The 26,353-nt window shown below is 68.4% G+C and carries 28 protein-coding genes and 1 riboswitch; of the genes, 15 read left to right on the top strand and 13 right to left on the bottom strand.

Going from position 1 to position 26,353, the window contains the following annotated elements; all coding sequences use genetic code 11:
- Positions 1-27: 27 nt before the first annotated feature.
- The gene (locus BLQ28_RS26845; RefSeq protein ID WP_176801235.1) at positions 28-795 is read left to right on the top strand and encodes an alpha/beta fold hydrolase; all 768 of its coding nucleotides are present in this window, start codon (positions 28-30) and stop codon (positions 793-795) included.
- Positions 796-808: 13 nt separating this feature from the next.
- Here the strand turns inward: BLQ28_RS26845 and BLQ28_RS26840 are convergent, their stop codons facing one another.
- Positions 809-1,582: an IclR family transcriptional regulator gene (locus BLQ28_RS26840; protein WP_093246371.1), complete on the bottom strand. Its 774-nt coding sequence runs from the start codon at positions 1,580-1,582 to the stop codon at positions 809-811.
- A 176-nt stretch (positions 1,583-1,758) separates the two neighbouring features.
- Here BLQ28_RS26840 and BLQ28_RS26835 point away from each other — a divergent pair, with 176 nt between their 5' ends.
- The 6 genes from BLQ28_RS26835 (at position 1,759) to BLQ28_RS26810 (ending at position 6,915) form a co-directional block, all read left to right on the top strand.
- Entirely contained in the window at positions 1,759-2,520 is a 762-nt protein-coding gene (locus BLQ28_RS26835; protein ID WP_093246370.1) for an SDR family NAD(P)-dependent oxidoreductase, read from the top strand.
- A gap of 32 nt (positions 2,521-2,552) precedes the next feature.
- A complete protein-coding gene (locus tag BLQ28_RS26830) occupies positions 2,553-2,876 on the top strand; it encodes an NIPSNAP family protein (RefSeq protein WP_093246499.1) in 324 nt (107 codons plus the stop codon).
- A 38-nt stretch (positions 2,877-2,914) separates the two neighbouring features.
- Complete coding sequence (gene hmgA, locus BLQ28_RS26825; RefSeq protein WP_093246369.1) at positions 2,915-4,252, top strand: homogentisate 1,2-dioxygenase; 1,338 nt, start codon at positions 2,915-2,917, stop codon at positions 4,250-4,252.
- Entirely contained in the window at positions 4,249-5,232 is a 984-nt protein-coding gene (locus BLQ28_RS26820) for a tripartite tricarboxylate transporter substrate binding protein (protein ID WP_093246368.1), read from the top strand. The genes hmgA and BLQ28_RS26820 overlap by 4 nt, the downstream gene beginning before the upstream one ends.
- A complete protein-coding gene (locus BLQ28_RS26815) occupies positions 5,229-5,840 on the top strand; it encodes an NADPH-dependent FMN reductase (protein ID WP_256327474.1) in 612 nt (203 codons plus the stop codon). Before BLQ28_RS26820 ends, BLQ28_RS26815 begins: the two co-directional genes overlap by 4 nt.
- A gap of 88 nt (positions 5,841-5,928) precedes the next feature.
- Positions 5,929-6,915: a Kelch repeat-containing protein gene (locus BLQ28_RS26810; protein WP_093246367.1), complete on the top strand. Its 987-nt coding sequence runs from the start codon at positions 5,929-5,931 to the stop codon at positions 6,913-6,915.
- A gap of 20 nt (positions 6,916-6,935) precedes the next feature.
- Here BLQ28_RS26810 and BLQ28_RS26805 read toward each other — a convergent pair whose 3' ends face one another.
- The gene (locus BLQ28_RS26805) at positions 6,936-8,528 is read right to left on the bottom strand and encodes a class I adenylate-forming enzyme family protein (RefSeq protein ID WP_093246366.1); all 1,593 of its coding nucleotides are present in this window, start codon (positions 8,526-8,528) and stop codon (positions 6,936-6,938) included.
- Between the two features lie 32 nt (positions 8,529-8,560).
- Positions 8,561-9,382 carry an SDR family oxidoreductase gene (locus tag BLQ28_RS26800; protein ID WP_093246365.1) on the bottom strand — a complete coding sequence of 274 codons (822 nt, stop codon included), beginning with the start codon at positions 9,380-9,382 and terminating at the stop codon, positions 8,561-8,563.
- 174 nt (positions 9,383-9,556) lie between these two features.
- Here BLQ28_RS26800 and BLQ28_RS26795 point away from each other — a divergent pair, with 174 nt between their 5' ends.
- A complete protein-coding gene (locus BLQ28_RS26795) occupies positions 9,557-10,267 on the top strand; it encodes a glutathione S-transferase family protein (RefSeq protein WP_093246364.1) in 711 nt (236 codons plus the stop codon).
- Between the two features lie 122 nt (positions 10,268-10,389).
- On the opposite strand, the gene BLQ28_RS26790 is transcribed toward BLQ28_RS26795, so the two are convergent.
- Positions 10,390-10,935 (bottom strand): MarR family winged helix-turn-helix transcriptional regulator, encoded by a 546-nt coding sequence (locus BLQ28_RS26790; protein WP_093246363.1) that lies wholly within the window; start codon positions 10,933-10,935, stop codon positions 10,390-10,392.
- A gap of 209 nt (positions 10,936-11,144) precedes the next feature.
- Between BLQ28_RS26790 and BLQ28_RS26785 the strand changes: the two genes are divergently transcribed.
- Positions 11,145-12,122, top strand: a complete 978-nt coding sequence (locus tag BLQ28_RS26785; RefSeq protein ID WP_093246362.1) for a tripartite tricarboxylate transporter substrate-binding protein — start codon at positions 11,145-11,147, stop codon at positions 12,120-12,122.
- A 24-nt stretch (positions 12,123-12,146) separates the two neighbouring features.
- On the opposite strand, the gene BLQ28_RS26780 is transcribed toward BLQ28_RS26785, so the two are convergent.
- The 4 genes from BLQ28_RS26780 to BLQ28_RS26765 are packed head-to-tail and all read right to left on the bottom strand — an operon-like array spanning position 12,147 to position 16,032.
- Positions 12,147-13,313: a mandelate racemase/muconate lactonizing enzyme family protein gene (locus tag BLQ28_RS26780; RefSeq protein ID WP_093246361.1), complete on the bottom strand. Its 1,167-nt coding sequence runs from the start codon at positions 13,311-13,313 to the stop codon at positions 12,147-12,149.
- A gap of 40 nt (positions 13,314-13,353) precedes the next feature.
- A complete protein-coding gene (locus BLQ28_RS26775) occupies positions 13,354-14,067 on the bottom strand; it encodes an SDR family NAD(P)-dependent oxidoreductase (protein WP_093246360.1) in 714 nt (237 codons plus the stop codon).
- The gene (locus BLQ28_RS26770) at positions 14,057-15,040 is read right to left on the bottom strand and encodes a Bug family tripartite tricarboxylate transporter substrate binding protein (protein ID WP_093246359.1); all 984 of its coding nucleotides are present in this window, start codon (positions 15,038-15,040) and stop codon (positions 14,057-14,059) included. The genes BLQ28_RS26775 and BLQ28_RS26770 overlap by 11 nt, the downstream gene beginning before the upstream one ends.
- A gap of 53 nt (positions 15,041-15,093) precedes the next feature.
- Positions 15,094-16,032, bottom strand: a complete 939-nt coding sequence (locus BLQ28_RS26765) for a dihydrodipicolinate synthase family protein (protein WP_093246358.1) — start codon at positions 16,030-16,032, stop codon at positions 15,094-15,096.
- Positions 16,033-16,149: 117 nt separating this feature from the next.
- Here BLQ28_RS26765 and BLQ28_RS26760 point away from each other — a divergent pair, with 117 nt between their 5' ends.
- Positions 16,150-17,085 carry a LysR family transcriptional regulator gene (locus BLQ28_RS26760; RefSeq protein WP_093246497.1) on the top strand — a complete coding sequence of 312 codons (936 nt, stop codon included), beginning with the start codon at positions 16,150-16,152 and terminating at the stop codon, positions 17,083-17,085.
- Between the two features lie 99 nt (positions 17,086-17,184).
- On the opposite strand, the gene BLQ28_RS26755 is transcribed toward BLQ28_RS26760, so the two are convergent.
- From BLQ28_RS26755 to BLQ28_RS26735, 5 genes are all read right to left on the bottom strand, one after another.
- A complete protein-coding gene (locus tag BLQ28_RS26755; protein ID WP_093246496.1) occupies positions 17,185-18,156 on the bottom strand; it encodes a Bug family tripartite tricarboxylate transporter substrate binding protein in 972 nt (323 codons plus the stop codon).
- Between the two features lie 28 nt (positions 18,157-18,184).
- Positions 18,185-19,060 carry an amidohydrolase family protein gene (locus tag BLQ28_RS26750; protein ID WP_143012581.1) on the bottom strand — a complete coding sequence of 292 codons (876 nt, stop codon included), beginning with the start codon at positions 19,058-19,060 and terminating at the stop codon, positions 18,185-18,187.
- The gene (locus tag BLQ28_RS26745; protein ID WP_093246357.1) at positions 19,057-20,238 is read right to left on the bottom strand and encodes a CaiB/BaiF CoA transferase family protein; all 1,182 of its coding nucleotides are present in this window, start codon (positions 20,236-20,238) and stop codon (positions 19,057-19,059) included. Before BLQ28_RS26745 ends, BLQ28_RS26750 begins: the two co-directional genes overlap by 4 nt.
- Positions 20,239-20,267: 29 nt before the next feature.
- A complete protein-coding gene (locus BLQ28_RS26740) occupies positions 20,268-21,221 on the bottom strand; it encodes a tripartite tricarboxylate transporter substrate binding protein (protein ID WP_256327483.1) in 954 nt (317 codons plus the stop codon).
- 76 nt (positions 21,222-21,297) lie between these two features.
- Positions 21,298-22,170 (bottom strand): HpcH/HpaI aldolase/citrate lyase family protein, encoded by an 873-nt coding sequence (locus BLQ28_RS26735; protein ID WP_093246355.1) that lies wholly within the window; start codon positions 22,168-22,170, stop codon positions 21,298-21,300.
- A gap of 76 nt (positions 22,171-22,246) precedes the next feature.
- On the opposite strand from BLQ28_RS26735, the gene BLQ28_RS26730 reads away from it, so the two are divergent.
- The 5 genes from BLQ28_RS26730 to BLQ28_RS26715 all read left to right on the top strand — a co-directional run bounded on the left by BLQ28_RS26730 (position 22,247) and on the right by BLQ28_RS26715 (position 26,258).
- Complete coding sequence (locus BLQ28_RS26730; protein WP_093246354.1) at positions 22,247-23,164, top strand: LysR family transcriptional regulator; 918 nt, start codon at positions 22,247-22,249, stop codon at positions 23,162-23,164.
- Positions 23,165-23,227: 63 nt separating this feature from the next.
- Positions 23,228-23,363: riboswitch (yybP-ykoY riboswitch) on the top strand.
- Between the two features lie 80 nt (positions 23,364-23,443).
- A complete protein-coding gene (locus tag BLQ28_RS26725; protein WP_093246353.1) occupies positions 23,444-24,448 on the top strand; it encodes a sodium:calcium antiporter in 1,005 nt (334 codons plus the stop codon).
- A gap of 16 nt (positions 24,449-24,464) precedes the next feature.
- Positions 24,465-24,593: a hypothetical protein gene (locus BLQ28_RS33400; protein WP_256327473.1), complete on the top strand. Its 129-nt coding sequence runs from the start codon at positions 24,465-24,467 to the stop codon at positions 24,591-24,593.
- Positions 24,594-24,723: 130 nt separating this feature from the next.
- Positions 24,724-25,230 (top strand): sigma-70 family RNA polymerase sigma factor, encoded by a 507-nt coding sequence (locus tag BLQ28_RS26720; protein WP_093246352.1) that lies wholly within the window; start codon positions 24,724-24,726, stop codon positions 25,228-25,230.
- On the top strand, positions 25,227-26,258 hold the full coding sequence (locus BLQ28_RS26715; RefSeq protein ID WP_256327472.1) for a FecR domain-containing protein: 1,032 nt from the start codon (positions 25,227-25,229) through the stop codon (positions 26,256-26,258). The genes BLQ28_RS26720 and BLQ28_RS26715 overlap by 4 nt, the downstream gene beginning before the upstream one ends.
- The last annotated feature ends 95 nt before the right edge of the window (positions 26,259-26,353 follow it).

Genomic DNA, 26,353 nt, shown 5'->3' with positions numbered 1-26,353 from the left:
CGCACGTACAGGCAAAGGAGAACGCACATGATTCTGGGCCACGAGATCAGGGGCAACGGGCCCCAGCGGGTGATGGTTCTGCACGGCTGGTTCGGCGACCACGGCATCTGGGCACCGATCTACCCGCTGCTGGACGAGGAAGGATTCACCTACGCCTTCCCAGACTACCGCGGCTACGGCGCTTCCCGTGCCTTCCGTGGCGCGCACACGATCGCGGAGATCGCCGCCGACATCTTCGGGCTGGCCGACCACCTGGGGTGGGAGCGCTTTGCCCTGTTGGGCCACTCCATGGGCGGCATGGTGGCGCAGCGGGTCGCGGTCGATGCGCCCGACCGCATCCAGGCGGCGGTGTGCGTGACGCCGGTGCCGGCCTCGGGCGTGCCGCTGCCCGAGGAGGTGTCGGCGATGTTCGCGTCCGCCACCCGGAGCGACCAGGCCGCGCTCGGCGTGATCGAGCCTTCGCTGGGTTCGCGTCTCACGCCTGCGTTGGCCCGGTGGGTCCTGGCGCACCAGCGTGCCACGGCCGCGCCCGACGCCTTCGAGGACTACTTCCACGCCTTCTCGAAAACAGACTTCTCCGACAAGGCCGCCGCGCTGCGTGCGCCGCTGCTGGTGCTGGTGGGCGAGCACGACGCGGGCGTGTCGCCCGACTTCGTGCAGGCCACCTTCCCCCGCATGTACCCGCATGCGCAGATCGAACTGCTGCCGAACAGCGGCCACTACCCCATGCTCGAAACGCCGCCTTACCTCGTGACGCGGGTCGAGGCGTTCCTGCGGCAACACGGCGGCGGTTGAAAGAACCGTTCCCTCAGGCCTTCCGCTTGCGCAGCAGGATCTCGACCGACTGCGTGGCGCCGCGCAGCATGTCGGCCACCTGGGCAATGCGCCGCTGGCTCAGGCGCTGCGACAGGGCGGCCACGCTCAGCGCACCCACGGCCTGCCCCATCGAATCCCTGAAGGGCACGCCCACCGCCTTGACGCCGAGGCTCACGCGGTTCTGGATCACCGCGGCACCCATCGCGCGTGCCTGCACGCAGGCTTCCGTCAAATCCTGCGTCGAGAGTTTCCCGAAGGCCGAGAGGCTCGGGCCGACGCGCTCGATGATGTCTGCGCGCTCTTCGTCGTCGATGGCCGAAAGAATCGCCAAGCCACCCGCGCCCACGCCCAACGGCCTTCGGCTGCCGACCTCCAGCACCAGCGCGCGGATGGGGAACGCACCCTCGCGGCGATGCATGCAGACCGCATCGAAACTGCTGCGCACGACCAGATAGACCGTGTCGCCGGTCTCTCGCGCCAGCACGTCCATCGCGGGTTCGCACAGGTCGCGGATGTCGTGCATGGTCGAGCTGGCCACGCCCAGCTCGAACGCCAGCGGACCAAGCTTGTAGCGCCGCAGCTCGTCGTTGAAAACCGCCAGCCGCTCCGCCGCGAGCTGGCCCAGGATGCGGTGCACCGACGGGTGCGGAATCTGCGACTTCTCCGACAACTCGGTCAGCGCCAGTCCGCGCGGGCCCGCGGTGGCCAGCAGCTTGAGGATCACCACGCCTCGTTTCAGCGAGCCTGCATCGGAGGGCGTTTTCATGTTCGATTGATGGACAAACGACTGGTTGGAAGCGATTCATTAGAAAACAATTCCTGCTGGAGCCATAGCGGTGCCCCGTCTATCGGACAGCACTCGTTCAAGGCAGCAAGGCACGCACATGGAACGCAACGACCAAGGGCATTCATGAAGAAACGAGCGCATCCCCGGAGGCTTCGATGAGCACGGCACCGGACCCCGCTTCCGCACTGGAAGGCAAGGTCGCCGTCGTCACCGGGGGAAGCAGCGGCATCGGCGCTGCCTGCGTGCGCGCACTGGCGCATGCCGGCGCGACGGTCGTCATTGGCTACAACGAAGGCGCGGCGCGTGCGCGGGCGTTGTGCGAAGAGTTGCCGGGCAATGGCCACGACACGCTGCGCATTCCGCTGACCGATGGCGCGGCGCATGCCGCCATGGCCGATGTGCTGCAGCGCAACTTCGGCCGCGTCGACGTGCTCGTGAACTCGGCCGGCTTCACGCAGCGCATCGCGCACGGCGACCTGGACGCGCTGGCGCCGGCGCTGTTCGACGAGATACTCGCCGCCAACGTGGGTGGCCCCTACGCCATCACGCGTGCGCTCATGCCGCTGCTGAAGGCGTCCACGGACGCGGCCGTGGTCAACGTGTCCTCCGTGTCCGCGTTCACCGGCCTGGGCAGCAACATCGCCTATTGCGCGGCCAAGGCCGCGCTCGACACGATGACCGTGTCGATGGCCAGGGCCTTCGGCCCCGTGCGCTTCGTCAGCGTGTCGCCCGCGGCGGTCGACACCGGCTTCGTGCAAGGACGCAACCGCGATGAACTGGCGAAGAAGGCCGCCACCACGCCGCTCGGGCGCATCGTCACGCCGCAGGACGTGGCGCTCGCGGTGCTGGCATGCGTGACGCATCTGCGCACGGCCACGGGCACGCGGATCGTCATCGACGGAGGCCACAGCCTGTGAGCACCGGGCGCGATGCCGCAACGGACCGAACCATGCTCGTCGAACAACGCACCTACACCACCCACCCCGGCCAGTGGCGGGCCTACCTGTCGCTGTACGAGGCCAAGGGGCTGGCCATCCAGCGGCGCATCCTTGGCCGCATGGTCGGCTACTACCGCACCGAAACCGGCCCGCTCAACCAGGTGATCCACATGTGGGCCTACGTGGACATGAACGAACGCGCCGAGCGGCGGGAGCTGCTGATGGCCGACCCCGGATGGAAAGCCTACGTGGCGGAAATGCTCCCGCTCCTGCAAAGCCAGGAATCGAAGATCCTGCTGCCAGCGGCCTTCTTCACGCCCCAGTGGCAAGAGTGACAGCAAGACTGATCGCAAGAAGAGCGGAAGGAGACCGCATGACAGCACACACCGCGCACGCCGACACGCCGCCCGGCTACCAGAGCGGCTTCGGCAACCAGTTCGCCAGCGAGGCGCTCCCCGGCGCGCTGCCCGTGGGCCGCAACTCGCCGCAGCAGGCGCCGCTGGGGCTCTACGCCGAGCTGCTGTCCGGCACCGCCTTCACGGCACCGCGCAATCACAACCTGCGCACCTGGATGTACAGGCGGCGCCCCAGCGCCATGCATGAGGCCTTCGCGCGCATCGACGACGGCGGCTGGCGCAGCGGTCCGTTCACCGACGCGGAGACGCCGGCCAACCGGCTGCGCTGGAACCCCTGGCCGATGCCGGACACGGCCACCGACTTCATCGACGGAATGCTGACCATCGCCGGCAATGGCGACCCGCATGCGCAGACCGGCGCGGCGGTGCACGTCTATCGCGCGAACCGGTCGATGGACTCGCGCTACCTCATGAACTCGGACGGCGAATTGCTCATCGTGCCGCAGGCCGGCGCGTTGCTGCTCCATACCGAGCTGGGGCGCCTGCACGTCGCGCCCGGCGAAATCGCGCTGGTGCCACGCGGCATGCGGTGGCGCGTCACGCTGCCCGAGGGCGAGGCCCGGGGCTACGTCTGCGAAAACTATGGCGTGCCCTTCCGCCTGCCGGAGCTGGGGCCGATCGGTTCGAACGGCCTGGCCAATGCGCGCGACTTCCTGGCCCCCGTCGCGGCCTTCGAGGAAGACGCCGGCCCCGTGCGCATCGTCAACAAGTTCATGGGCCATCTCTGGGAAGGCGGGCAGGCCCACACGCCGCTGGACGTGGTCGCGTGGCACGGCAACCTCGTGCCCTGCAAGTACGACCTGGCGCACTTCATGGCCATCGGCACCATCAGCTTCGACCACCCCGATCCGTCGATCTACACGGTGCTGACTTCGGGCAGCGACACGCCCGGCATTGCCAACTGCGACTTCGTGATCTTTCCGCCGCGCTGGCTTGTGGCGGAAGACACCTTTCGCCCGCCCTGGTTCCACCGCAACGTGATGAGCGAGCTGATGGGGCTGGTGCGCGGCGTCTACGACGCCAAGGCCGAAGGCTTCGTGCCGGGCGGCGTGAGCCTGCACAACTGCATGCTGCCGCACGGCCCCGACGCCGCCACCTTCGAGCGGGCCAGCACCGCCGAGCTGAAGCCGCATCGCATAGACAACACCCTGGCCTTCATGTTCGAGAGCCGGCACGTGTTTCGCCCCACGGCACAGGCGCTTGGCGCGGCCAACCTCCAGCCCGACTACGACGCGGCATGGCGTGGCTTCAAGGCCGGCAACACACAACGACCACAGGAGACAAGGCAACCATGACGACCTCAACCCGACGCAGCTTCGTCGAAGCAGCGGCAGCAACGGCAGCGATGCTCGCGCTGCTGCCTTCGGCGCGCGCGCAAGACGGCTACCCCAGCCGCCCGATCCAGCTGAACCACGGCTTCGGCGCGGGCGGCAATGCCGACGTCGTTTCGCGCCTGCTCGCACAGAAGATGCAGGAGAAGCTGAAGCAGCCCGTGGTCGTCGAGATCAAGAGCGGCGCGGGCGGCCTCATTGCCTCCGACTTCGTGGCCAAGGCCCGGCCCGATGGCTACAACATCGTCATGCTCACCGGCGCGCACACGGTGTCGGCCGTGCTGCGCAAGACGCTGCCCTACGCGCCGGTGAAAGACTTCGCGTTCATCTCGACCGTGACGAGCTTTCCCTTCGTCATCGCCGTGCGCGCGGACCATCCGGCGCGCAACCTTGCCGAGCTTCTGGCCACCGCGCGGCAGACGCCGGACCGGGTCACCTTCACCTCGGTGGGCGTGGGCTCGACGCAGCACATGGTGGGCGAACTGCTGGGCGTCAGCGCAGGCGTCAAGCTGCTGCACGTGCCCTATCGCGGCGGCGGTGCGCCGGTGCAGGCGGTGATCGCCGGCGACGTCGACGTTCTTGCGGACACCCTGACGGTGGCCGCGCCGCACATCCAGTCGGGCCGCCTGCGCGCGCTGGCGGTCACCAGCGCGCAGCCCTGGCCGTCGATGCCGCAGGTGCCTGCGGTGGCGAGCGTGCTCAAGGGCTTCGAGATCCGCTCGTGGCTGGGGCTCGCGGCGCCCCGCGGTACGTCGCCGCAGGTGGTGGAGCTGCTCGAGCGCAACGTGCGTGTGGCGCTTGACGATCCGGGCGTCAAGGCCACGCTGGCATCGCTCGGCAGCGAGCCTGCGCCGTCTTCTCCGGCCCGGATGACGGCGATGGTCGAAAGCGAAATCAGGCGCTGGAGCGAAGTCGTCGCCCAGGCCGGGATTGCCCAGCAATGAGCACCGACACCAACCCCAAGGCCGGCGCGGCCTCGCGCGCCATCGACGTTATCGGGCTCTGCGGCAGCCTGCGCAGCGCATCGCTCAACGGCATGGCGCTGAACCTGGCCGGCGACAGCATGCCGCCGGCCATGACGCTGGACGTGGTCGACTGGCGCGACATTCCGCCGTTCGACGCCGACGTGCTCGCGCATGCGATCCCCGCGCCCGTCGAGGCGCTGCGCGATCGCATCCGGCGCGCGGATGCGGTCCTCATTGCAACGCCGGAGTACAACTTCTCGATTCCGGGCATGTTGAAGAACATGCTCGACTGGGTGTCGCGCGGCATCGACCAGCCGCTGCGCCACAAGCCGGTCGCGATCCTGAGCGCGGCACCGGGGCCGGTCGGCGGCGCGCGCGTGCAGTACGAGCTGCGCAAGGTGCTGCTCTTCATGGACGCGATGGTCCTGTCGAAGCCCGAGGTCTTCATCGCCCACGCGGCGAGCAAGTTCGCACCGGACGGGACGTGCACCGACGAGACGACGCGCCGCTTCGTCGCCGAGCAGATGGCGGCATTCGAGCATTGGATCGATCAGGTCGGCCTGATGCACCAACAACAGCAGCGGTAGGTTCACCGTGGGCGTACAGAATGCGTGCGATCAAGGTCGCCATCTCGATGCTCTTCGACCGGAGCAATGAGCCGAACAGGAAACGCCCATGCAGACGCCCGGATTTTTCGCCACACGCGCCATGGCCATCGTGCTCGGCGTTGCCGCCCTGGCCGGACAGTGCCAGGCGGGCCCGGCCGTCGAAGCCACCGGCACCTGGGTCCAGAAGGCGCCGATGCCCACGCCGCGCGCCGAGCTGTCGCTGGCGCAGGTCGGCGGCAAGCTCTACGCCCTGGGCGGAATGATCGACGGCGCCTCGGTGGCGCGCAACGAGGCGTACGACATCGCCACCGACACCTGGCGCGTGCGCGAGCCCATGCCCCGCGCGCTCGACCATCTGGGCGTTGCGGTGGTCAACGGAAAGATCATCACCGTCGGCGGCTTCGTCGGCGCGGTGCACAAGGACGGCCAGGCGGCGGTGTTCGAGTACGACCCGGCCGCGAACACATGGCGAACGCTCGCGCCGATGAGCGCCGGGCGCGGCTCCGTGGGCGTGGCCGTGCTCGATGGCAAGGTGTATGCGATCGGCGGTCGCAACCCCGCCAACGCCACGGTCGCCACCAACGAGGTCTACGACCCGGCCACGAACACATGGACGGCCCTGGCCCCGTTGCCGAAGGCGCGGGACCATGCCGCGGTGATTGCGGCAGAAGGAAAGATCCACGTCATCGGTGGCCGGTTCACCGGGCCCGGCGACCGAACCGATCTCCACGACATCTACGACCCGGCCAGCAACACCTGGACTTCGGGCCCGCCGCTGCCCACCGCGCGCAGTGGCCTGGCCTATGCCCTCTACAAGGGGCTCGCCGTGGTGCTGGGCGGTGAGTTCCCGCAAGAGAAGCGGGCCTTCGCGGAGAACGAGGCGTTCGACCTGAAGACGAACACCTGGCGCACGCTGGCACCCATGCCACGAGGCCGCCATGCGGCGGGCGCCGCGAGCGATGGCAGGTTGCTCTATGTCGCCGGCGGCTTCTTCCTGCCCGGTGACATGGGCGGCGAGACGACCGGCGAACTCATGGCGTTCAGCCTGCCCTGAAGCGGCACCGAAGCGCCGAGCTACCTCTCTTCGGCCGCGAAGAGCGCCAGGTGGCCGTTGCGCAGCTGAAACTTCTGCACCTTGCCCGTCGGCGTCATCGGCAGCGCGCTGACGAAGCGGATCGACTTGGGCACTTCGAAGCGGCCCAGGCGTTCCTTGCAGAACGCGAGCAGTTCGTTCTCGCCGCACGCGCCATCGGCCTGTCGCAGCACCACGAAGGCCGCGACCGCCTCGCCCCAGTGCGGATGCGGCAGGCCCACCACGGCCGCGGCACCGACCGCAGGGTGCGCCAGCAGCACGGCCTCCAGCTTGATGCTCGAGACGTTCTCGCCGCCCGACTTGATCATGTCTTTCTTGCGGTCGAGAAACAGCATCTGCCCGTCGGCATCGAACATGCCGATGTCGCCCGTGTGGTGCCATCCGAAGCGGCGCGCCGCGGCCGTGGCCTCGGGGTCCTTGAGGTAGCCGAGAAAGACGTTGGGGCCGCGATGCACGATCTCGCCGACCTCGCCCGGCCCAAGCAGCCTGCCGTCGTCGTCCATGACGGCGGTCTCGACGCCCGCCACCGACACGCCCCAGCAGTTGCCGTCCTTGTCCGGATGCTCGCTCGCGCGGTAGACCATGGTCGGCGGGTACATCTCGGTCTGGCCGGTGCCCAGCCGCACGTCGGCGCACATCTCGCGCCGGATGTCCGCCAGCAGGTTCTTCGGCATCGGCGCCAGGCCGTACATGCACAGGCGCAGCGACGAGAGGTCGGTCTTTGGGCGCTGCGGGTGCTTCATCAGCGCGTCGAACATCATCGGCAGGCACGACAGCCAGGTGATGCGTTCGCGCTCGACCGCCGCCAGCATGGCCACGGGGTCGAAGCCGTTGGCCAGCCAGATCGTCGCGCCCGCCATCAGCGCGCCCATGCTGATGGTGTGCTGCGCGCAGTGGAAGAGCGGCAGCACCGAACCGGCGACGTCGCGCTCGGTGGCCTCGAAGCTCTGCGCGCAGGACAGCAGCGCACCGTGAATCGAGCGGTGCGAATGCATCACGCCCTTCTGCTTTCCGGTGGTGCCGCTGGTGTACATGATGAGCGCGAGATCGTCGTCGCCTCCGGGCGCCGCCAGCGGCTGCGCGGGCGGGCGCGACGCCAGCGCATCGAACGCCAGCGTGTCCGCGGCCGCCGGATGCGCACCGCCGATCACGACCGTCAGAAGGCCCAGGCGCTCGACCAGTTCGCGCAGCGGTGGCACGCCGAACAGCGCCGCATCGATGAAGACGCCGCTGACTTCGGCGTGGCTCAGCACGTGCTCGATCGAGGCCGCGTCCAGCTGCACATTGACCGGCACCCAGACGTTGCCCGACTTGTGGATGGCCTGGATGGCCGTCAGGTGCTCGATCGAGTTGACGCACATCGTCGCGATGCGGCGCTGGGTGTGCCCCTGGTCGCGCAGCGCCTCGCCGACGCGCTCGCTCGCCGCATCGAGCGCCGCGAAGCCGATCCGCCGGTCGCCCTGGATGACCGCTGTCTTGTCCGGGTTGCGCCGCGCGCTGCGCCGGACGATGTCCGCGAGGGAAATGCGGGCAATGCCCGTGCGTTCGATGTCTGCGGTATCTGCTGTCTGCATGCGATGGTCTCCTGGAGAGGCTGGCAACCCGGTCACGGTTCCACGAAGAAGTCGATCAACGGCTCGACGCCCGGCGTTACCAGGTACGGCGCGAAGTCGGTCACGCCGGCATCGCGCAGCACCTGTTCGTCGATCAGCAACTGGCCGGTGAGCTCGCGGCTCGGCCGGGTCAGGATGTGCCATGCGGCATCGGCCATGATGGCCGGCACGCGCGCCTGCCCCGCCACGTCGGGCGCGGCGATCCGCAGGGCGCTGGTGGCGATCACGGTGCGCGGCCACAGCGAGTTGCTCGCGATGCCGCGCCCGCGCAGCTCTTCGGCCAGGCCGCGGCTGAGCATGCTCATCGCGTACTTCGAGGTGGTGTAGGCCGCATGGCGCGCGAACCACTTGGGGTTCAGGTCCAGCGGCGGCGACAGGGTCAGGATGTGCGGGTTGGCCGCCTTTTCGAGATGCGGCAGGCAGGCCTGCGCGCACAGGTAGCTGCCCCGCGCGTTGATCTCGAACATCAGGTCGTAGCGCTTCATCGGCGTGTGCTCGACCGTCTCCAGGTGGATCGCGCTGGCGTTGTTGACCAGGATGTCGATGCCGCCGAAGCGCGCCACCGCGGCATCGATGGCGGCCCGCACCTGGGCTTCGTCGCGCACGTCGACCACCACCGCCAGCGCCTGTCCGCCGGCGGCGACGATCTCTTCGGCGGCGCTGTGGATGGTGCCCGGCAGGCGAGGGTCGGGCGTTGCCGTCTTCGCCGCGACCACGATGTTGGCGCCGTCGCGCGCGGCCCGCAGGGCAATGGCCTTGCCGATGCCGCGGCTGGCGCCGGTGATGAAGAGTGTTTTCGATTTCAAGGATGGCATGGGCGCTCCGCAATCGCGGTCCACCGACCGCATGAGCCCGTCAGGCTATCCGCCGGTGCGGCAAAAGACTTGCGTCGATTGGCTGCGCGTTCCAGCCAATCGACGCAAGGCACCGCGAGCGCGCGCGTGCAACGATCGGCGCCGCAACTCCCCTGGCGCCGAGCCCTTCATTCGATGATCACGCTCTACCACTGCCCGAATGCCCGCTCGTTCCGGGTCCTCTGGATGCTCGAAGAGCTCGGCGTTCCCTACCGGCTGGAGATGCTGGCGTTTCCGCCGCGCGTGCTGCACCGCGAGTACCTGAAGATCAATCCGCAGGGCACGGTGCCGCTGATGGTCGATGGCGAAACCCGCATGACCGAGTCGGTCGCCATCTGCCAGTACCTGGCCAGCCTGCATGCCCCGACGCCGCTGAACGTGGAGCGCGACGAGGCCGCCTACGGGGCGTACCTGAACTGGCTTCATTTCGGCGAGGCCTCGCTGACCTTTCCGCTGACGCTGGTGCTTCGCTATGCCCTGCTGGAGCCCAGGGAACGCCAACAGCCCCAGGCCGCGGACGACTACGCGCAGTTCTTTTCGGGGCGCTTGCGGACGCTCGAGAAGCTGCTGGAGGCGCAGGACTTCGCATGCGCCGGCCGCTTCACGGCGGCCGACATCTCGATCGGCTTCGCCTTGCTGTTGGCCAGGGTGCTGGGCCAGAAGGAGCGCCTGGGGCCGGCGGTGCAGCGCTACTGGCAGCGCCTGAGTTCGCGCGCGGGTTTCGAGCGCGCGATGTCGGTGCAGGACGCGGCCGCCGCTCGAGCTGGCATTCCGCTGTTGCCGCCACAGGGGATCGGCCTTGGGGCACGGCAGGCCGGGGCTGGCGGCGGCCGTGCCCGGCCCTGAGCTTTTGAGCCAACCGAGCGTGGCATCTGCTTCGCGCCGGGGATGTGTTCTTGGCGAGCTGCCGCAACCACTCAAGTCGACCGTCGCGGGCCCTGCGGAATCAGGCCTCGTGCCCCGCCCGTTCAGCCCTCGCGCTGCGGCCACCGATGCCGCGTGCCTCCGGAACGCCGGTCGGCCTTTTCCACGACGGCGCCTTGCGCGATTAACTCGCCGCCGCGCTGCTCCAGGTGCCGCAGGCAACGCAGGAAGACATCGAGCTCCGAAGGATCGATGCCCGCCAGCAGGTCGGTGTTGAGCGCCGCGATCCGCGGGAACAGCCTGGCGAAGAGTTGCTGGCCCGAAGGGCTCAGGCGCACGTGCACCTCGCGCCCGTCCTGTGCATCCTGGCGCCGCTCGACCAGCTTCTTGTCGACGAGGCTGCGCAGCCCGCGCGAGGTGCGCACGCGGTCGAGCTGCAGGTGCGCGGCGAGCGTCGACGACGTCAGCTCGCCTTCTTGCGCGAGCGTGCCGATCATTCCCCACTCGCGACGCGTGATGCCGAAGCCGCCTTCGACGAGGCGCGTCGCCATGCCGCTGCCGGCGCGCGCGGCGCGCGACAGCCGGTACAGCAACAGGTCGTCCAGGGATTGCGGCGCGCGCAACGCTGCCGCGTCGGGAAAGGATTGCATACGGATGGATTCAGAAGGGCCGGGAGTGTGGTCCGCTCGCCTCAGCGCACAGGTGATGGATTAGATCAACTGTTTGTGGCGTACGTATAACTCGGTAACAAGTTTCCACAAGCAGCAACAGGTTCGGCAGGCGATTTTCGCCGTGCAGGAATCGCGCCTGCCTGACTGCCTGCCTGCCTGCTCATCACCCCCGCCCCCCAGGAGATCCGATGGTTGCATTCCTTTCCCGGCGCAAGCTCATGGCATGGGGCATGGCCCTTGCCGCCTGCGCACCCGTGGCCCATGCCCAGGCACCCGCGCTGGACGCGCCGCTGAGCCTCGTGGTCGGCTACGCCCCCGGCGGCAGCACAGACCGCATCGCGCGCCTGATCGCGGAGCGGCTGACGCCCAAGCTCGGCGTGGCGGTGACTGTCGAAAACCGCCCTGGCGAAGGCGGCCGGCTGGCGGCCAAGGAGGTCAAGCGCGCACCCGCGGGGCAGAACGTGCTGATGCTCGGCAATCCCGCGGTGATGGTGGTGGCGCCGCTCGTGTTCAAGGACGCGGGCTACGACCCCGACAAGGACTTCGTGCCCGTCTCGCAGGTCAGCAGCTACGACTTCGCGCTCGCGGTGGGCAACAAGCTGCAGCTCGACCGCGCGATGTTTCTGGTCGGTCGGCTCTGGGCGCATCCCGAAGAAGCGGTCTTCGGCGTGCCGGCCACCGGCAGCCTGCCTCACTTCTTCGGCCTGATGGTGGGCGATGCGTTGAGCGTGCAGCCGCAGATCAAGGGCTACGGCGGCTCGGCGCCGCTGTCGGCCGACCTGATCGGCGGCAGCCTGCCGATTGCCATCGACACGCTCGACTCGGTCTACGCTCAGCACGTGGCCGGCAAGATCCGCATCCTGGCCGTGTCGGGCAAGAAGCGCGCGAGCTTCGCGCCGGGCATTCCGACCTTCCGCGAGGCCGGCATGAAGATCGATGCCGATGGCTGGAACACTTTTTTCGCGCCCAGCTCGATGGCGCCTGCGAAGGTGCAATTGCTGGCCAACGCGATCCACGACGTGATGAAAGACCCGGGGCTGCAGAAGGCGGCCGACGCGCTCTACATCACGCCCGTGGTCAGCACCGCCGCGGAGACCGCGCAGATGCTCAAGGCCTATCGCCAGCAGTGGGAACCGGTGGTGCGCCGCTCGGGCTTCCAGCCCTGAGCGTTCAACCGTTCATCCTTTCATTCAACTCGCGAGGGCGCGCATCTCGGCAATGAGATCCGCCTTGCCCTCGAAGCCGATGCCCGGCAGCGGTGGCAGCGTGACGTAGCCGTTGTCCACCTTCACGCCGTCGGGGAAGCCGCCGTAGGGCTGGAACAGGTCGGGGTAGCTCTCGTTACCGCCGAGCCCGAGGCCCGCCGCAATCGCCAGCGACATCTGATGGCCGCCATGCGGAATGCAGCGCGAGGGCGACCAGCCGTGCGCCTTCAGCATGTCGAGCGTGCGCAGGTACTCGACCAGGCCGTAGCTCAGCGCGCAGTCGAACTGCAGCCAGTCGCGGTCGGGCCGCATGCCGCCGTGGCGAATCAGGTTGCGTGCGTCCTGCATCGAGAACAGGTTCTCGCCCGTGGCCATGGGGCCGGCATACACCTCGCCCAGCTTCGCCTGCAGTTCGTAGTCGAGCGGATCGCCGGCCTCCTCGTACCAGAACAGTGGGTACTGCGACAGCGCGCGGCCGTAGTCGATGGCGGTGGGCAGGTCGAAGCGGCCGTTGGCGTCGACCGCCAGTTGCTGGCCGGGGGCGAGGAGTTCCAACACCGACTCGATGCGCTCGCAATCTTCCGCGAGCGAGGCGCCGCCGATCTTCATCTTCACCACCGAGTAGCCGCGCTCCAGGTAGCTGGTCATCTCGCGCTGCAGCCCTTCCAGTCCCTTGCCCGGGTGGTAGTAGCCGCCGGCTGCATAGACAAACACGCGCGGGTTCGGCGTGCCATTGCCGTAGCGTTCGGCCAGCAACTGGTAAAGCGGCTTGCCGGCGATCTTGGCGACCGCGTCCCACACGGCCATGTCGATGGTGCCGACGGCCACCGAGCGCTCGCCGTGGCCGCCGGGCTTCTCGTTGATCATCATGCGGGCCCAGATCTTGTGCGCATCGAGGTTGTCGCCCGTCTCGTCGATGAGCGATGCGGGATCGGCTTCGAGCAGGCGCGGCAGGAAGCGCTCGCGGATCAGGCCGCCTTGGCCGTAGCGGCCGTTGGAGTTGAAGCCGTAGCCGACCACGGGCTTGCCATCGCGGATCACGTCGGTGACCACCGCCACCAGGCTCAGGGTCATCTTCGAGAAGTCGATGTAGGCGTTGCGGATGTCCGACTTGATGGGGCGCGTGGACTCGCGGATGTCGACGATTTTCATGGTCTGTCTGTGGTGGAAAAGAAGAGGAAAAAAGAAAAGCTCAGCGGTGCAGCGATGCACCGCCGCAGATGGCGATGTCCTGCCCGGTGATGGCGGCGGCCGATGGAGACAGCAGGAAGCCGGCGAGCGCGGCGATTTCTTCGGGCTGGATCAGCCGGCCGATGGGCGGCAGGCGCGGCGCGCTGCCCGCGCGCGCAGGGTCCTGCAGCATCGAGGTCTGCGTCGCGCCGGGCGACACCACGTTGATCGTCACGCCCCGGTCGGCGACTTCCGCCGCCCAGCTTCGCGCGAGCGCGATCAGCGCGGCCTTGGTCCCGGCGTACTGTCCGCGCCCCGGCATGCCTTGCGCGACGCGGCTGCCGACGAACACCACGCGGCCACCGGTGCCGCGCGCGGCCATCGCGGGCACGAGGGCATCGGCCAGACGTGTGGCTGCATCGACATGCAGGCGCCACATCAGTTCGCCGCCCGCATGGTCGAGCCGGCCCAGCGGGCCCACGCGCAGCACGCCGGCCGCATGCACCAGCGCGTCGACGTCTCCGAGCGCGGCCGTGGCGCGCGCGATGTCTTCGGGTTGCGACAGGTCGACCGTCGCATGCGTGAAGCCCGGCTGCGACAGCAGTGTCGGCGCCGCGAGGTCGAGCCCGCTCACGCGCCAGCCCTGTGCCAGCAGGTGCGAGGCGATGGCGCGGCCGATGCCGCCGCTGCTGCCCGTCACCACGGCATGCGGTGCTGCGATGGCGTCATTCGACATGGATGCGGCCTTCCACAATGATCTTCTTCGAGCGCGCCATGTCGGCCGCCTGGAACCTGGCGAAGTCGTCGACGCTGCCCGGCGTGAGCAGCAGGCCCTGCGCGTTGAGCGTCTCGCGCATGTCGGTGCCCAGGGCCTTGTTGACCTCGGCATTCAGCCGTTGCGTGATGGCGGGCGGCAGCTTCGCCGGGCCCCAGAGGCCATACCAGCTGTAGAACTCGTAGCCCGGAATGCTCTCGGCCACCGTGGGCACGTTCGGCAGGCTCGTGGCGCGCGCGGCCGAGGTCACGGCAATCACCTTCACCATGCCGCTCTTTTGGTACTGCAGCGATCCGAGGATGGGGTCGATGAAGCCGTCGATCTGCCCGCCGATCAAATCCTGGAAGGCCGGCGCGGTGCCCTTGTACGGCACGATCAGGTAGTCGAGCCCGCCGCCCGCGCGCTTTAGCAGTTCGGTCGACAGGTGGCCCGCCGAGCCGATCGAGCCCACCGCGAAAGTCATCTTGCCCGGATGTGCCTTGGCATAGGCAATGAGCGACTTCACGTCCGTCACCGGCAGGTTCTTGTTGATGGCCACCGACAGCGGCGCCTTGGCGACCAGCGCCACCGGTGCGAAGTCTTTCACCACGTCGTAGGGCACGGACTTCATCGTCATTGGTGCGGTCGTGAAGGTCGAGGCGTTGAACAGCAGCGTGTAGCCATCCGCCGGTGCCTTGGACACCACGTCGGCGCCGATGATGCCGTTGCCGCCGGCCCGGTTCTCGACGATGAAGGTCTGTCCCGTCTGCTCGCCGAGCTTCTGCGCCAGCAGGCGGCCGATGGTGTCGAGCGTGCCGCCCGGCGGAAACGGGATCACCATGCGCACCGGCCGGCTCGGCCAGGTCTGCTGTTGAGCAAAGCCCGGAGCGGCTGCGGCCAGCGCGAGGGCCATGAGCGTGGCCTGCGCGGCGCGCAGGAAATGGTGGCGTTGCATGTCTCTTGTCTCCTTGTGTTTATGGGAAAGACCCGGCCGTGTCGGGCTGGCGCTCAGCGCCTGGACAGGCCGGCCTGCTGCACGGCTGCGTGCAGCGCTTGCATCTCGCGCGCGTTGGGCGCTTCGGTCGGCGGGCGCACCGTGGCGTTGTCGAGCACGCCGGCCAGGTACATGCCGCCCTTCATGCGCGCATGCGCCTCGCCGGTCGGCTCGCCGCCGCCGTACACCGCATCCTTCAGCGGCGTGATGAGCGCCTGCACCGCCATCGCCTTCTTCAGGTCGCCGGCCTTCACCGCATTCCACAGGTCGATGATGAGTTGCGGGATGAAGGTGGCGAAGCCGACCAGCGCGCCATCGACGCCTTGCACCATCGAGGCCAGCAGGTACTCGTCGTGGCAGGTGAGGATTGCCTTCGACGCATCGGCCTCGCGGATCGCCTGGATGTCGCGGGCGTACTTGTTCATGTCGCGCTGCCCGACCTTGAAGGCCTGCAGGTAGGGCAGGCGGGCCAGGTCGGCCAGCAGCTGCGACGAGTACGAGGCGCGCGTCCATGCAGGGTACACGTGGCAGACCAGGTCCAGCTCGGGCGCGGCGCGGTGGATGGCGTCGAAGTACTGCAGCGCATGTCCCGGCGTGAAACCGAAGCGCAGCCAATGGTGCGGCGGCATCACGTCGAGCGCCACGGCGCCGGCGGCCTGCGCGGCACGCGCATGCTCGGCGGCTTCGGCCAGCCCTTCGCACACGATGGACGAGATCACCGGCATGCGCCCGCGCAGCTCGTCGGCAACGATGCGGGTCACTTCGGCGCGCTCGGTGGGGGTCAGCGAAAACACTTCGCCGGTGTGGCCATTGGTCATGATCGCCACCACGCCGTCATGGCCCGCGAGCCACGAAGCGAGCTTGCGCAAGGCCGGCTCGTCGATGCGGTGGTCGGCGGTGAAGGGGCAGGAAATGGCGGGAATGATCCCGCGATAATTCGCGATGGAAGGCATGCTGTGTCTCCGTTGGGGTTCGAGGTGCAGGAATGCGTGCATCTTTTGCTGGCGGGGTGCGAACCGTCCAATACTCGAATCGCATACAACTATTCAAACCACCAGATCGCGCTGCGCATGGGCCCCGGCAACCGACCCCTCGACCTCGAATGGCTGGAAGATTTCCTGGCCCTGGCCGAGACCGGCAATTTCTCGCGCGCGGCGCAGGCACGCGCCATCGCCCAGCCCGCGTTCAGCCGCCACATCCGCGCGCTGGAGGAGTGGGTGGGCGTCGACCTGTTCGACCGCAGCGCGCACCCCACAGCGCTGACGGCAGCGGGCAAGCGCTTTCAGCCGTTGCTGCAGGAAGTGCTGGCCGGCCTTGAAGCCGCCCGCATCAAGGCAAAGGCCGCGCACGATCTGGCCGCGGCTAGCCTGAGCTTCGCGGCCACGCACGTGCTGTCGCTCACCTTCTTTCCGCGCTGGCTGGGCAGCATCGAAGCCCGGCTGACCCTGGGGCCGATCCAGACGATTTCAGACAGCTCCCTGGCCTGCGAAGACCTGATGCTGCAGCGCCGCGTGCAGTTCGTGCTGTGCCATGGCCATGCCGATGCGCCGGGCAGGCTCGACGATGCGCAGTACCCGATGCAACGCCTGAGCGACGACGTGCTGCTGCCGGTCGCGGCGCCCGATGCGAACGGTGCGCCGCTGCACGCGCTCGGCAGCGGACAGGCGCCGTCGGTGCTGGCGTACAGCGAGGCATCGGGCCTGGGGCGGATCATGCGGTCGATCCAGGGCAGCGAGTTCGGCAAGGACTTCGCTTCATCGCTGTCGGTGGTCTTCACCGCGCACCACGCCGCGCTGCTGCGCACGATGGCGCTCGAAGGGCGCGGCCTTGCGTGGTTGCCGATGAGCCTCGTGGCGGACGATCTGCGCAACGGAACGCTGGTGGATGCCGGCGCGGGCGCGTGGCGGGTGCCGGTGGACATCCGGCTGTACCGGCAGACCGCGCACATGGCGCCGGTGGCCGAGGCGCTGTGGCAGCTGGTCAATGACGGTGCGTCGCGCGGCTGAATTCTTCAGGCCATCGAAACGACGGTGCGCCCGACGCACCACCGGACCAGGCCTGTGGCGTCTTCACGCTCGACGTGAGCGAAGGCGCGGCCCGGCGAATCAATCGACCCGGATATTGCGCGCACGCACCAACGCGCTGACGCGGCCGGTTTCGTCCTGCACGAACTTCGAGAACGCCTCGGGCGTCGTGCCCGCGGGTTCCAGCCCGAGAGCAAGCAGCTTCTGCCGGACCTTGGGTTCGTTGACCGCTGCCTGCACTGCCTTGCCGAGCTTCTGCACGATATCGGGCGGCGTGCCCTTGGGCAGGAACACGCCGTTCCACTCGACGACGTTGTAGCCCGGCAGGCCCGACTCGGCGAGCGTCGGCGTGTCGGGCAAGGTGGGCACGCGCCGGGCCGAACTCACGGCCAGCGCGCGCAGCTTGCCCGACTGCACATAGCCGAGGGTCGATGCCGCGTTGCCGAAGTAGGCCGACACCTGCTCGCCCATCACGTCGGTCAGCGCGGGCGCGCCGCCCTTGTAGGGCACGTGCATCAGGTTGATCTTCGCCTGCTCGTTCAGCGCTTCGCCCGCCAGGTGCGAGCCGGTGCCGCCGCCCGCCGAGGCAAAGCTCAGCTTGCCGGGGTTCTTGCGCGCGAAGTCCAGGAACTCGGCGACCGTCTTGTACGGCGCGGTGGCGGGCACCACGAGGATCTGCGGCGCGGTGGCCACCAGCGACACCGGAATGAAGTCTTTCGCCGCGTCGAAAGGCAGCTTGCGCAGCGACGGATTGACCGAGAACGCCGACGCGTCGTACAGCACCGTGTAGCCGTCGCCGGGCGCCTTGGCCACGTTGTCGGCGCCGATCACGCCGCCCGCGCCGGGCTTGTTGTCGATGATGATCTGCTGGCCTAGCGCAACGCTCATCTGTTGCGCGACGATGCGCGCGGTGTTGTCGGCGCCACCGCCCGCGGCGTAGGGCACCACCATGCGGATCGGCTTGTCGGGCCATGCGGCGGCCCTGCCCAGCAGCGGCACGCAGGCGGCCAGCGCCGCGATCGATGCCAGTACGCGGCTTGTTCTTCTCTTCATTCGGATGTCTCGCTCGGTCTTTGTGGTTTCAGGAAAAGTCGTAGAGCCGCGCCGGGTTGTCGACCAGCACGCGGTGGCGCGTGGCTGCATCGGGCACCCACTCGCTGAGCAGGTCGAACAGCACCGCGTCGTCGGGCTTGGCGATGGGCTCGGTCGGGTGCGGCCAGTCGCTGCCCCACACCACGCGCTCGGGTGCCTGTTGCACCCAGGCCTGCGCGATGGCGGTCGTGTCGGCATAGCCGCCAGCGGCGCCCACCTTGGAGTCGAGGTAGGCGCCCGACAGCTTGATCCACGTGCGGCCGTTGTCGCGCAGCCGGCTGACGACGCCGAACGCGGGATGCGATGCGGCATCGGGCAAGGGCAGCCGAGCCAGATGGTCGAACACAATCGTGCAGGGCAGGCGCGCCAGCAAGGCCGCGTGCGCCGCGATCTGGTCGGCGCTCCAGTGCAGTTGCACATGCCAGCCCAGCGCGTGCACGCGTTGCGCCAGCGGCTCGACCATGGAGAAATCGGTCGCCGCATGCGTGGGCGTGTAGAGCGTGAAGCGGATGCCGCGAATGCCACCCGCGTGCAGGCGTTCGAGTTCGGCATCGCTCACGTCGGGCCGCAGCACCGCGATGCCTCGTGCATGCGCGGTGCCCAGCGAGCGGATGGCGGCCAGCGTCACGCTGTTGTCAGTGCCGTGCGCGCGCGGCTGCACGACGACCGTGCGCCGCGTGCCGATGCGTTGCTGCAGCTGGCGGTAGTCGTCGACGGTGGCGCCGTCGACCATGGCATCCGGCGCGCCGAAATGCGCGAAGCGGCGGTCGTAGATGTGCATGTGCGCGTCGCAGGCGCCTGTCGGTGCCACGCCGGCGGGCTTGTGCGTGCCGCTGCTGTGCGGGTATGCGGCGCTCGCGTTCATGGGGCCTTGCGCGTTGCCAGCACCGCGTCGGTGTGCTGCCCCAGCGTCGGCGCGGCAAAGGGCTCGGGGCCCGGCGTGCGGCCGAACTGCACCGGCCGTGTGAAGCCACGGTAGGTGCCGAGCGTGGGGTGCGCGAAGGTCGCGACCATGTCTTCGGCCAGCACCTGTTCGTTGTCGAACATGTCCTCGACCGTGCGCGCGGCGGAGCAGGGCACGTCTTCGCCGAACAGCGCTTCCCATTCGAGCGCGGTGCGCGTGGCCAGCGCGGTGCGCAGCTTCGGCACGATCTCCGCGAAGTGCTGCGCGCGCTTGCGCACCGAGTCATAACGTTCGTCGGCCGCGAGTTCGGGCAGGCCGACCTTGGCGCACAGCGCCTGCCAGAAATGCGGCGTGTTGGCCGAGATGTAGATGTAGCCCTCGTGCGTCGGGTGCAGGCCGGTGATGCCGCCCGAGCGCATGTCGCGCCCCACGTCTTTCGGCTCGCCCTCGGCCCACACCATGCGCGCCGACTGCATCGTGAGCGCCGAGCGCAGCAGCGACACGCCGACGTACTGGCCCTGGCCGCTTTTCTCGCGCTCGTACAGCGCCGAGGCCACGCCCGCGGCCACCAGCGCGGCGGCGTAGTAGTCGACCACCGAGCCATAAAGAATTTCGGGTGCTTCGCCGCGCTTGCCTTGCAGTGCACACATGCCGGTCATGGTCTGCAGCACCTGGTCGTAGCCCGCCTTCTCGCGCAGCGGACCGGTTTCGCCATAGCCGGTAACGCTGCAATAGATCAGGCGCGGGTTGACGGTCTTCAGTTGTTCGTACGCAATGCCCAGCCGGGGCGGCACGCTGGGCCGGAAGTTGTGCACCAGCACATCGGCCGTGCGCACCAGCGCCATCAGCGCGGCAAGGTCATCCGCATTCTTCAGGTCGAGCACCACGCCGAGCTTGCTGCGGTTGACGCCGATGAACGCGCGGCTTTCGGCTTCCAGCGTCGAGGGGTACTTGCGCAGGTTGTCGCCGGTGGGCGGCTCGATCTTGATGACTTCCGCGCCCTGGTCGGCCAGCAGCGAGCAGCCGTACGGGCCCGCGATGTAGGCGCTCAGATCGAGCACGCGCAGGCCGCTCAACGGCCCGGCCGGGCCGCCGCGCGCAGGCAGGCGTGTGTCGTCGTGGGGGGCGTCGAGGCTCATGGATCTTTCTTTCTCTTTGTCGTCTGTCTTCAATCGGCGGTGATGTTCTGTTGCCGCGCCAGCGTCTTCCAGCGCGCCACGTCGTCGGCGATGACCGTGCCGAACTGCGCCGGCGTGAGCGGCGTGGCGATGGCGCCTTCGCGCAGGAAGTTGGCCGCGATTGCCGGCTTGGCCAGGATGCGGTTGACGGCGCCGTTGAGCTTGGCGACCACATCGGGCGGTGTGCCGGCCGGTGCCAGCAGGCCCCACCAGAGTTCGAATTCGTAGCCCGGCACGGCCGTGGACATGGGCGTGAGTTCGGGCGCGACCGGGCTGGCCTTCAGGCTCGTGATGCCGACGGCACGCAGCTTGCCGGCACGCACCATCGGCAGCAGCGACGGGCCGCTGGAGATCAGCAGCTGCGTCTGGTTGCCGATCAGGTCGGTCACGGCCGGGCCCATGCCCTTGTAGGGGATGTGCGCGATCTGCAGGTCGCCCACCTTGGCCTTGAGCAGCTCGGTGCCGAACTGGTTGACGCTACCCGAGCCCGACGACGCGTAGTTGTACTGGCCCGGCTTCGCCTTGATGGCGGCGATCAGCTCGGCCGGCGTCTTTGCCGGAAAGTCGTTGTTGACCGCGACGATGAACGGTCCCTTGGCGAACATGGCCACGGGCGCCAGGCCCTTGACCGGATCGAAGGGGAGCTTCGATTGCACGGCCGCGTTGGTCGTCATGCTCGAAGACACCGCCACCAGCAGGTAGCCGTCGGGCGTGGCCTTGGCGACCTGCGCGGTGCCGGTGTTGCCGCTCGCGCCGGGGCGGTTGTCGATGATCACGGGCTGCTTGAGTTCGTCGCCCAGTTCCTTGGCCACCTGCCGCGCGAAGGTGTCGTTCGAGCCGCCGGCCGGATAGGGAACGACGATGGTGACGGGCTTGGCCGGGTACGCGGGCGGTTGTGCGAATGCGCAGGTGCCCGGCAGGCCAATGCCCGAAAGAAGGGCCATGGCAAGGCCAAGATCGCGCAGGCGAAGGGATGAGGGCATGTGTCTTGTCTCCGGTTTTTTTCTTGAAGCGAGAGGGTCAGCCCGGCAGCAGGCCGAGGCTGCGCGCGCTCGCCACGATGGCGCGCGCGCGGATCACGAAGGGGATGTCGATCATTTTTCCGTCCACCACATAGGCGCCCACGCCATTCGCATCGGCGTCGCGGGCGGCCTCGACCACCTTGCATGCGTGCGCGATTTCTTCGTCGGTGGGGCGGAACACCTCGTTGGCGATGGCGATCTGGCTCGGGTGGATGCAGGTCTTTCCGAGAAAGCCGAGGTTGCGCGACAGCATGGCCTCGGCGCGGAATCCTTCGGCGTCGCGGATGTCGGCGAAGGCACAGTCGTAGGCGTAGATGCCCGCTTCGCCGGCGGCCATGCGCACCGCGAACATCGCCTGCTGGATGGCCGCCGGCTCGCGCCGCGCAATGCCCAGCGGCTCGAACAGGTCGCCCAGGCCCAGCTGCAGGCCTACTACGCGCGGATGGGCCAGTGCGAGTTGCGATGCCGTGCGCAAGGCAGCGGGCGACTCGATGTTCAGCAGCAGGCCGACGGGCGTGCGCACGCCGTTGGCCTGTTCGGCGCGCTCGATCGCCTCGACCGCGGCGCGCACATGCGCGGGGCTTTCCGGCTTCGGCAGGTTGATGAGGTGCACGCCGGGTTGCACCGTCGCTGCCACGTCGTGCGCGAAGTGCGGCGTGTCCATGGCGTTGACGCGAACGATCAGCGTCTTGCCGGATGCGGTGGCCTCGCCGCCTTGCAGCAGCAGTTGCCGCACGGTGTCGCGCGCCTCGTCCTTGCGCGGTTCGGACACCGCGTCTTCCAGGTCGAGGCAGATGCCATCGGCCGCGCTGCCCAACGCCTTGGCGAACAACTCGGGGCGCGTGCCGGGAACGAACAGTTTGCTTCTCATGCACCGCAGTGTGTGCAGTTCATGAGATTAGAAAAACATATGCTCTCTATGATCAGATGATAGGAAAATTATCTTCATGGAAACGGCCTACCTGCACAGCTTTCTCCTGGTGGTGGAATCGGGCTCGATGTCGGAGGCCGCGCGCCGCCTCGACCTGACGCCCGCGGCGGTGGCCCAGCAGATCCGCACGCTGGAGCGCGAACTCAATGCGCCGCTGCTGGCGCGCGCCGGCCGCACGGTGCAGCCCACCGAGGCGGGGCACCAGCTGGTGCAGAGGGCCCGCAACCTGCTGCGGGAGGTGGGCGACATCAAGGCGCTGCTGGGCAGCGACGCGGCGGGTGGCGAGCTGCTCATCGGCACTATCAACACGGCCATTCACAGCCTGCTGCCGGACATCCTCGCGCGCTTCGTGAAGACGCATCCGGGCGCCAAGGTCTTTTTGCAATCGGGCACGACGGCGACGCTCTACAAGGCGGTGCAGCAGGGCGAGCTCGACGCGGCCGTGTGCCTGTACCCGCCCTATGTGCTCGCCAAGACCTTCGACTGGTCGCTGCTGCGCGAAGAGCCGCTGGTGCTGCTGGCGCCGAGCCGCCTGGCGCGGCGCGATCCGCACGAACTGCTGAGAACCTCGCCGCTGATTCGCTACGACCGCAACCTCGGCGGCGGCAAGCAGGCCGACCGCTACCTGCGCGCGGCGGGCATCGTGCCGCAGGAGCGCTTCGAGCTCAGTTCGCTGCTGGCCATCGCGATGATGGTCGATCGGGGCCTGGGCGTTTCGCTGGTGCCCGACATCGCATCGCCGCTGCTGGAAGGCCAGCGCGTGACGAAGATCCCGTTGCCGCTGCCGTCGGAGCCGCGGCGCTTCGGCATCCTGTGGCAGCGTGCATCGCCGCGCCTGCGGCTGATCCAGGGCTTTGTCGAAAGCGCCGAGATCGTCGTCTCCGGCAAGGGGCCGGCGCGCGGGCCGGGCCGCCGCAGTCAACCCGCAGTTTGAGGGGATGGCAACGGAGTCCTATCGCCTGTCATCTCTTTTTCTTCCGGGCTTGGCATAATCGCGGCTCCTGTCATTGGGGAGTAGCTAACCTTTCGTTCTTCGAGAGGTGCTCACGTCAACAGTCTTGGAGTTCTGCGAATTCCATGGCGTGAGCTTCAACCGGAACCGTCTCGGTTTCCGGCTTGACCAGCGAGACCTTTGGCCACAGCGTGAACCGTCAGCCGGACGAGCCACGTTGCTGTGCCAATGGTTCACTGCTTGTCTGGCGCCCCACGTTCCATGCTTACTACATTGGTCTTGTTTGCCTTGTCCGCAGGCGCGATCTATTTCGCCTGCGAGTTCTTCGTCAATGGCGTGGAGTGGCTCGGCCACCGCCTGAACCTCAGCGCCACCGCCACCGGCACCGTGCTTGCGGCATTCGGCACCGCGTTGCCGGAAAGCGCCGTCACCTTCACTGCCGTGGTGATGGGCAGCACGCCGGCGCAGAAGGACATCGGTGTCGGCGCCGCCCTCGGCGGCCCGCTGGTCCTTGCCACCATTGCCTACGCGGTGGTCGGCTTTGCGCTGATCGCCAACCGGCGCAAGCAGCAGGGGCTGGCCAACCGGCACGAGGTTGCCGTCGACCAGCGCAGGCTGAGCCGCGACCAGGCCTGGTTCATGGCGATCTTCGTGGTGAAGGCGGGCCTGGGCCTGGTGGTCTTCAGCATCAAGCCGTGGCTCGGCGTGCTGTTCCTGGCGGCCTATGCGATCTACGTCTGGCGTGAGCTTCGGGGTGGAGAAAGCGAGGGCGCGGAAGATTTCGAGCCGCTCAAGATCCGCCCGAAGGACGCCAACCCGACCCTGTTCTGGGTGGCGCTGCAAACCATCGCGGCACTGGCGGTCGTCGCGGCGGCATCGCATGTCTTCGTCATCCAGCTCGAATCGCTCGGCATCGCGTTCGGCATGTCGCCGCACATGGTGGCGCTGCTGCTGAGCCCGGTGGCCACCGAGCTGCCGGAGACGATGAACGCGTTGATCTGGGTGCGCCAGGGCAAGGAGCGACTGGCGCTTGCCAACATCTCCGGCGCCATGATGATCCAGGCGACGATTCCCAGCGCCTTGGGCCTGTTCTTCACGCCGTGGCTGTTCGACGGGCCGCTCATGGCGGCGGCCGTGGTGACGATGGTGGCCGTGGCCTTCCTGTGGTCGCTGTTCCGGCGGGGCGTCATGGACACCCGGCTGCTGGCCAGCGCAGGCCTGCTGTACTTCGTCTTCGCGGGGTACGTCGTCTGGTATTTCAGCTGACGCACGGCCGCGTTCCATGGCGAGACTCGCGGCCCACGCGCTCTGCAGGGCGCTGCAGCGGCACTGGCATTGGGTTGCCGTGGCGGCGGTCGTGATGCTCTACCTGGGGTTCAACGTCTGCGAATGGATGGCGATCTGCCCGTAGCGCCGCTTCGCGACCGTGCCGGATGCCATCCGGCAACGGCGGCCCGTCCCAAGCCATGAGGTCTTTTGTATAATTGAGAACAGTTCTTATTAACTTCTGACCGCGGCTTGACCGGCTGCGTGGGAATGCCATGTCGGCCGCCGAGTTCGCGTTGCAGCATCAAGTGAAGGGGTTGTACAGCGACCATCACGGGTGGCTGCATGCGTGGCTGCGCAGAAAGCTGGGCTGCTCGCACAACGCCGCCGACCTTGCGCACGACACCTTCGTGCGCGTGCTGAGCAAGAAGGAGCCCGTGGCGGCGGCCGAGCCCCGCGCGTACCTGGCAACCATCGCGCATGGACTGGTGGTCGACTTCCACCGGCGCCGCGCGCTCGAGCGGGCCTACCTCGACACGCTGGCCGCGCTGCCCGAGCCGCAGATGCCGTCGCTCGAAGCGCGGGCCATCGTGCTCGAAGCCCTCACGGCCATTGACGCCATGCTCGACGGCATGAAGCCGGCGGTGCGGCAGGCCTTCATCCTTTCGCAGCTCGACGGGCTCACCTACGCCGAGATCGCCCGGCGCCTGGGCGTGACGGTGCGCACGGTCAACAACTACATGCTCAAGGCCATCGAGCATTGCTACCTGCTCGCACCGTGAGAACACCGCAACCCGAATCGACGGCCACGGTGCGTGGCGCCGGCGCACCGGCCCGCACCGAACTCGACGTGCGCAAGGAGGCGGTTGCCTGGTACGCGCGCCTGTGCTCGGGCGATGCGCTCGAGGCCGACGAGGCCGCGTGGCAGCGCTGGCGCCAGGCGCACCCCGATCACCAGCGGGCCTGGCAGCGGCTCGAGGCCATGCAGGCCACCTTGCGGCGCGTGCCGGGGCACATCGCCGCGTCCACCTTGCGCGCGGCGCAGCCCGACCGGCGCCGCGTGCTGCGCGGCATCGGCGTCGTGGCCTCGGGCGGTGCGCTGGCATACCTCTCGTGGCAGGCGGTTGATGCGCAAGGCGGCTGGCATGCGTGGCTGGCCGACCATCGCACGGGCACCGGCGAGCAGCAGTCCGTCGAGCTGGCCGATGGCTCGAAGCTCTTGCTGAACACGCGCACGTCCGTCGATGTGGCGATGAATGCTTCGCGCCGGGTCGTCCGGCTGCGGGAGGGCGAGATCCTGGTCGAGACCGCGAAGCATCGCGGCCTGCGCACCGCTGCGCAGGCTGATATGCGGCCCTTCATGGTCGAGACCGATCACGGCCGCATCGTCGCGCTCGGCACCCGCTTCACGGTTCGGCGCGATGGCGAGCGGACGGCCGTCACCGTGCTCGAAGACGCCGTAGAAATCCGCGCCTCCGAAGCGCCCGACCAGGCCGTCGTGCTGCGCGCCGGCCAGCAGGTCGGCTTCACGCGTGGCCGCATCGACACGCCCCAGCAGGCCGACCCCGCTTCCGCCGAATGGGCGCAGGGCAGCCTCGTGGTGAACGACTGGCGGCTGGGCGACGTGGTGGCCGAGCTGTCGCGCTATCGCCGCGGCCGGCTGGCCTGCGACCCGGCGGTGGAAGACCTCCGCGTGTCGGGCGCATTCCCGCTCCAGGACACCGACAAGGCACTGGCGGTGATCGCCCGTTCGCTCCCGGTGCGTGTGTCCGCGATGACTCGCTACTGGGTCACGCTGGGCCCGCTCTGAGCTCTCGGGCGCACCGCATCCGTTCGCCTTTTCAAAATTCTTTTCGTTCCGGCTTTCATCTTTTTCGATCTCGTTCGGCCTACCAGAGAAGACGC

Source organism: Variovorax sp. EL159, from assembly GCF_900100965.1.
Taxonomy (GTDB): Bacteria; Pseudomonadota; Gammaproteobacteria; order Burkholderiales; family Burkholderiaceae_C; genus Variovorax.
This window is presented reverse-complemented; position numbering and strand designations above follow the sequence as displayed.

Coding starts and splice junctions, on each gene's coding strand:
- BLQ28_RS26765 (WP_093246358.1), bottom strand. CDS start 16,032: ATGCCTTCCATCGCGAATTATCGCGGGATCATTCCCGCCATTTCCTGC.
- BLQ28_RS26760 (WP_093246497.1), top strand. CDS start 16,150: ATGGGCCCCGGCAACCGACCCCTCGACCTCGAATGGCTGGAAGATTTC.
- BLQ28_RS26780 (WP_093246361.1), bottom strand. CDS start 13,313: ATGAAAATCGTCGACATCCGCGAGTCCACGCGCCCCATCAAGTCGGAC.
- BLQ28_RS26770 (WP_093246359.1), bottom strand. CDS start 15,040: ATGCAACGCCACCATTTCCTGCGCGCCGCGCAGGCCACGCTCATGGCC.
- BLQ28_RS26790 (WP_093246363.1), bottom strand. CDS start 10,935: ATGCAATCCTTTCCCGACGCGGCAGCGTTGCGCGCGCCGCAATCCCTG.
- BLQ28_RS26745 (WP_093246357.1), bottom strand. CDS start 20,238: ATGAGCCTCGACGCCCCCCACGACGACACACGCCTGCCTGCGCGCGGC.
- BLQ28_RS33400 (WP_256327473.1), top strand. CDS start 24,465: ATGGCGAGACTCGCGGCCCACGCGCTCTGCAGGGCGCTGCAGCGGCAC.
- BLQ28_RS26820 (WP_093246368.1), top strand. CDS start 4,249: ATGACGACCTCAACCCGACGCAGCTTCGTCGAAGCAGCGGCAGCAACG.
- BLQ28_RS26750 (WP_143012581.1), bottom strand. CDS start 19,060: ATGAACGCGAGCGCCGCATACCCGCACAGCAGCGGCACGCACAAGCCC.
- BLQ28_RS26805 (WP_093246366.1), bottom strand. CDS start 8,528: ATGCAGACAGCAGATACCGCAGACATCGAACGCACGGGCATTGCCCGC.
- BLQ28_RS26830 (WP_093246499.1), top strand. CDS start 2,553: ATGCTCGTCGAACAACGCACCTACACCACCCACCCCGGCCAGTGGCGG.
- BLQ28_RS26835 (WP_093246370.1), top strand. CDS start 1,759: ATGAGCACGGCACCGGACCCCGCTTCCGCACTGGAAGGCAAGGTCGCC.
- BLQ28_RS26720 (WP_093246352.1), top strand. CDS start 24,724: ATGTCGGCCGCCGAGTTCGCGTTGCAGCATCAAGTGAAGGGGTTGTAC.
- hmgA (WP_093246369.1), top strand. CDS start 2,915: ATGACAGCACACACCGCGCACGCCGACACGCCGCCCGGCTACCAGAGC.
- BLQ28_RS26795 (WP_093246364.1), top strand. CDS start 9,557: ATGATCACGCTCTACCACTGCCCGAATGCCCGCTCGTTCCGGGTCCTC.
- BLQ28_RS26840 (WP_093246371.1), bottom strand. CDS start 1,582: ATGAAAACGCCCTCCGATGCAGGCTCGCTGAAACGAGGCGTGGTGATC.
- BLQ28_RS26810 (WP_093246367.1), top strand. CDS start 5,929: ATGCAGACGCCCGGATTTTTCGCCACACGCGCCATGGCCATCGTGCTC.
- BLQ28_RS26785 (WP_093246362.1), top strand. CDS start 11,145: ATGGTTGCATTCCTTTCCCGGCGCAAGCTCATGGCATGGGGCATGGCC.
- BLQ28_RS26735 (WP_093246355.1), bottom strand. CDS start 22,170: ATGAGAAGCAAACTGTTCGTTCCCGGCACGCGCCCCGAGTTGTTCGCC.
- BLQ28_RS26815 (WP_256327474.1), top strand. CDS start 5,229: ATGAGCACCGACACCAACCCCAAGGCCGGCGCGGCCTCGCGCGCCATC.
- BLQ28_RS26845 (WP_176801235.1), top strand. CDS start 28: ATGATTCTGGGCCACGAGATCAGGGGCAACGGGCCCCAGCGGGTGATG.
- BLQ28_RS26730 (WP_093246354.1), top strand. CDS start 22,247: ATGGAAACGGCCTACCTGCACAGCTTTCTCCTGGTGGTGGAATCGGGC.
- BLQ28_RS26725 (WP_093246353.1), top strand. CDS start 23,444: ATGCTTACTACATTGGTCTTGTTTGCCTTGTCCGCAGGCGCGATCTAT.
- BLQ28_RS26740 (WP_256327483.1), bottom strand. CDS start 21,221: ATGGCCCTTCTTTCGGGCATTGGCCTGCCGGGCACCTGCGCATTCGCA.
- BLQ28_RS26775 (WP_093246360.1), bottom strand. CDS start 14,067: ATGTCGAATGACGCCATCGCAGCACCGCATGCCGTGGTGACGGGCAGC.
- BLQ28_RS26800 (WP_093246365.1), bottom strand. CDS start 9,382: ATGCCATCCTTGAAATCGAAAACACTCTTCATCACCGGCGCCAGCCGC.
- BLQ28_RS26755 (WP_093246496.1), bottom strand. CDS start 18,156: ATGAAGAGAAGAACAAGCCGCGTACTGGCATCGATCGCGGCGCTGGCC.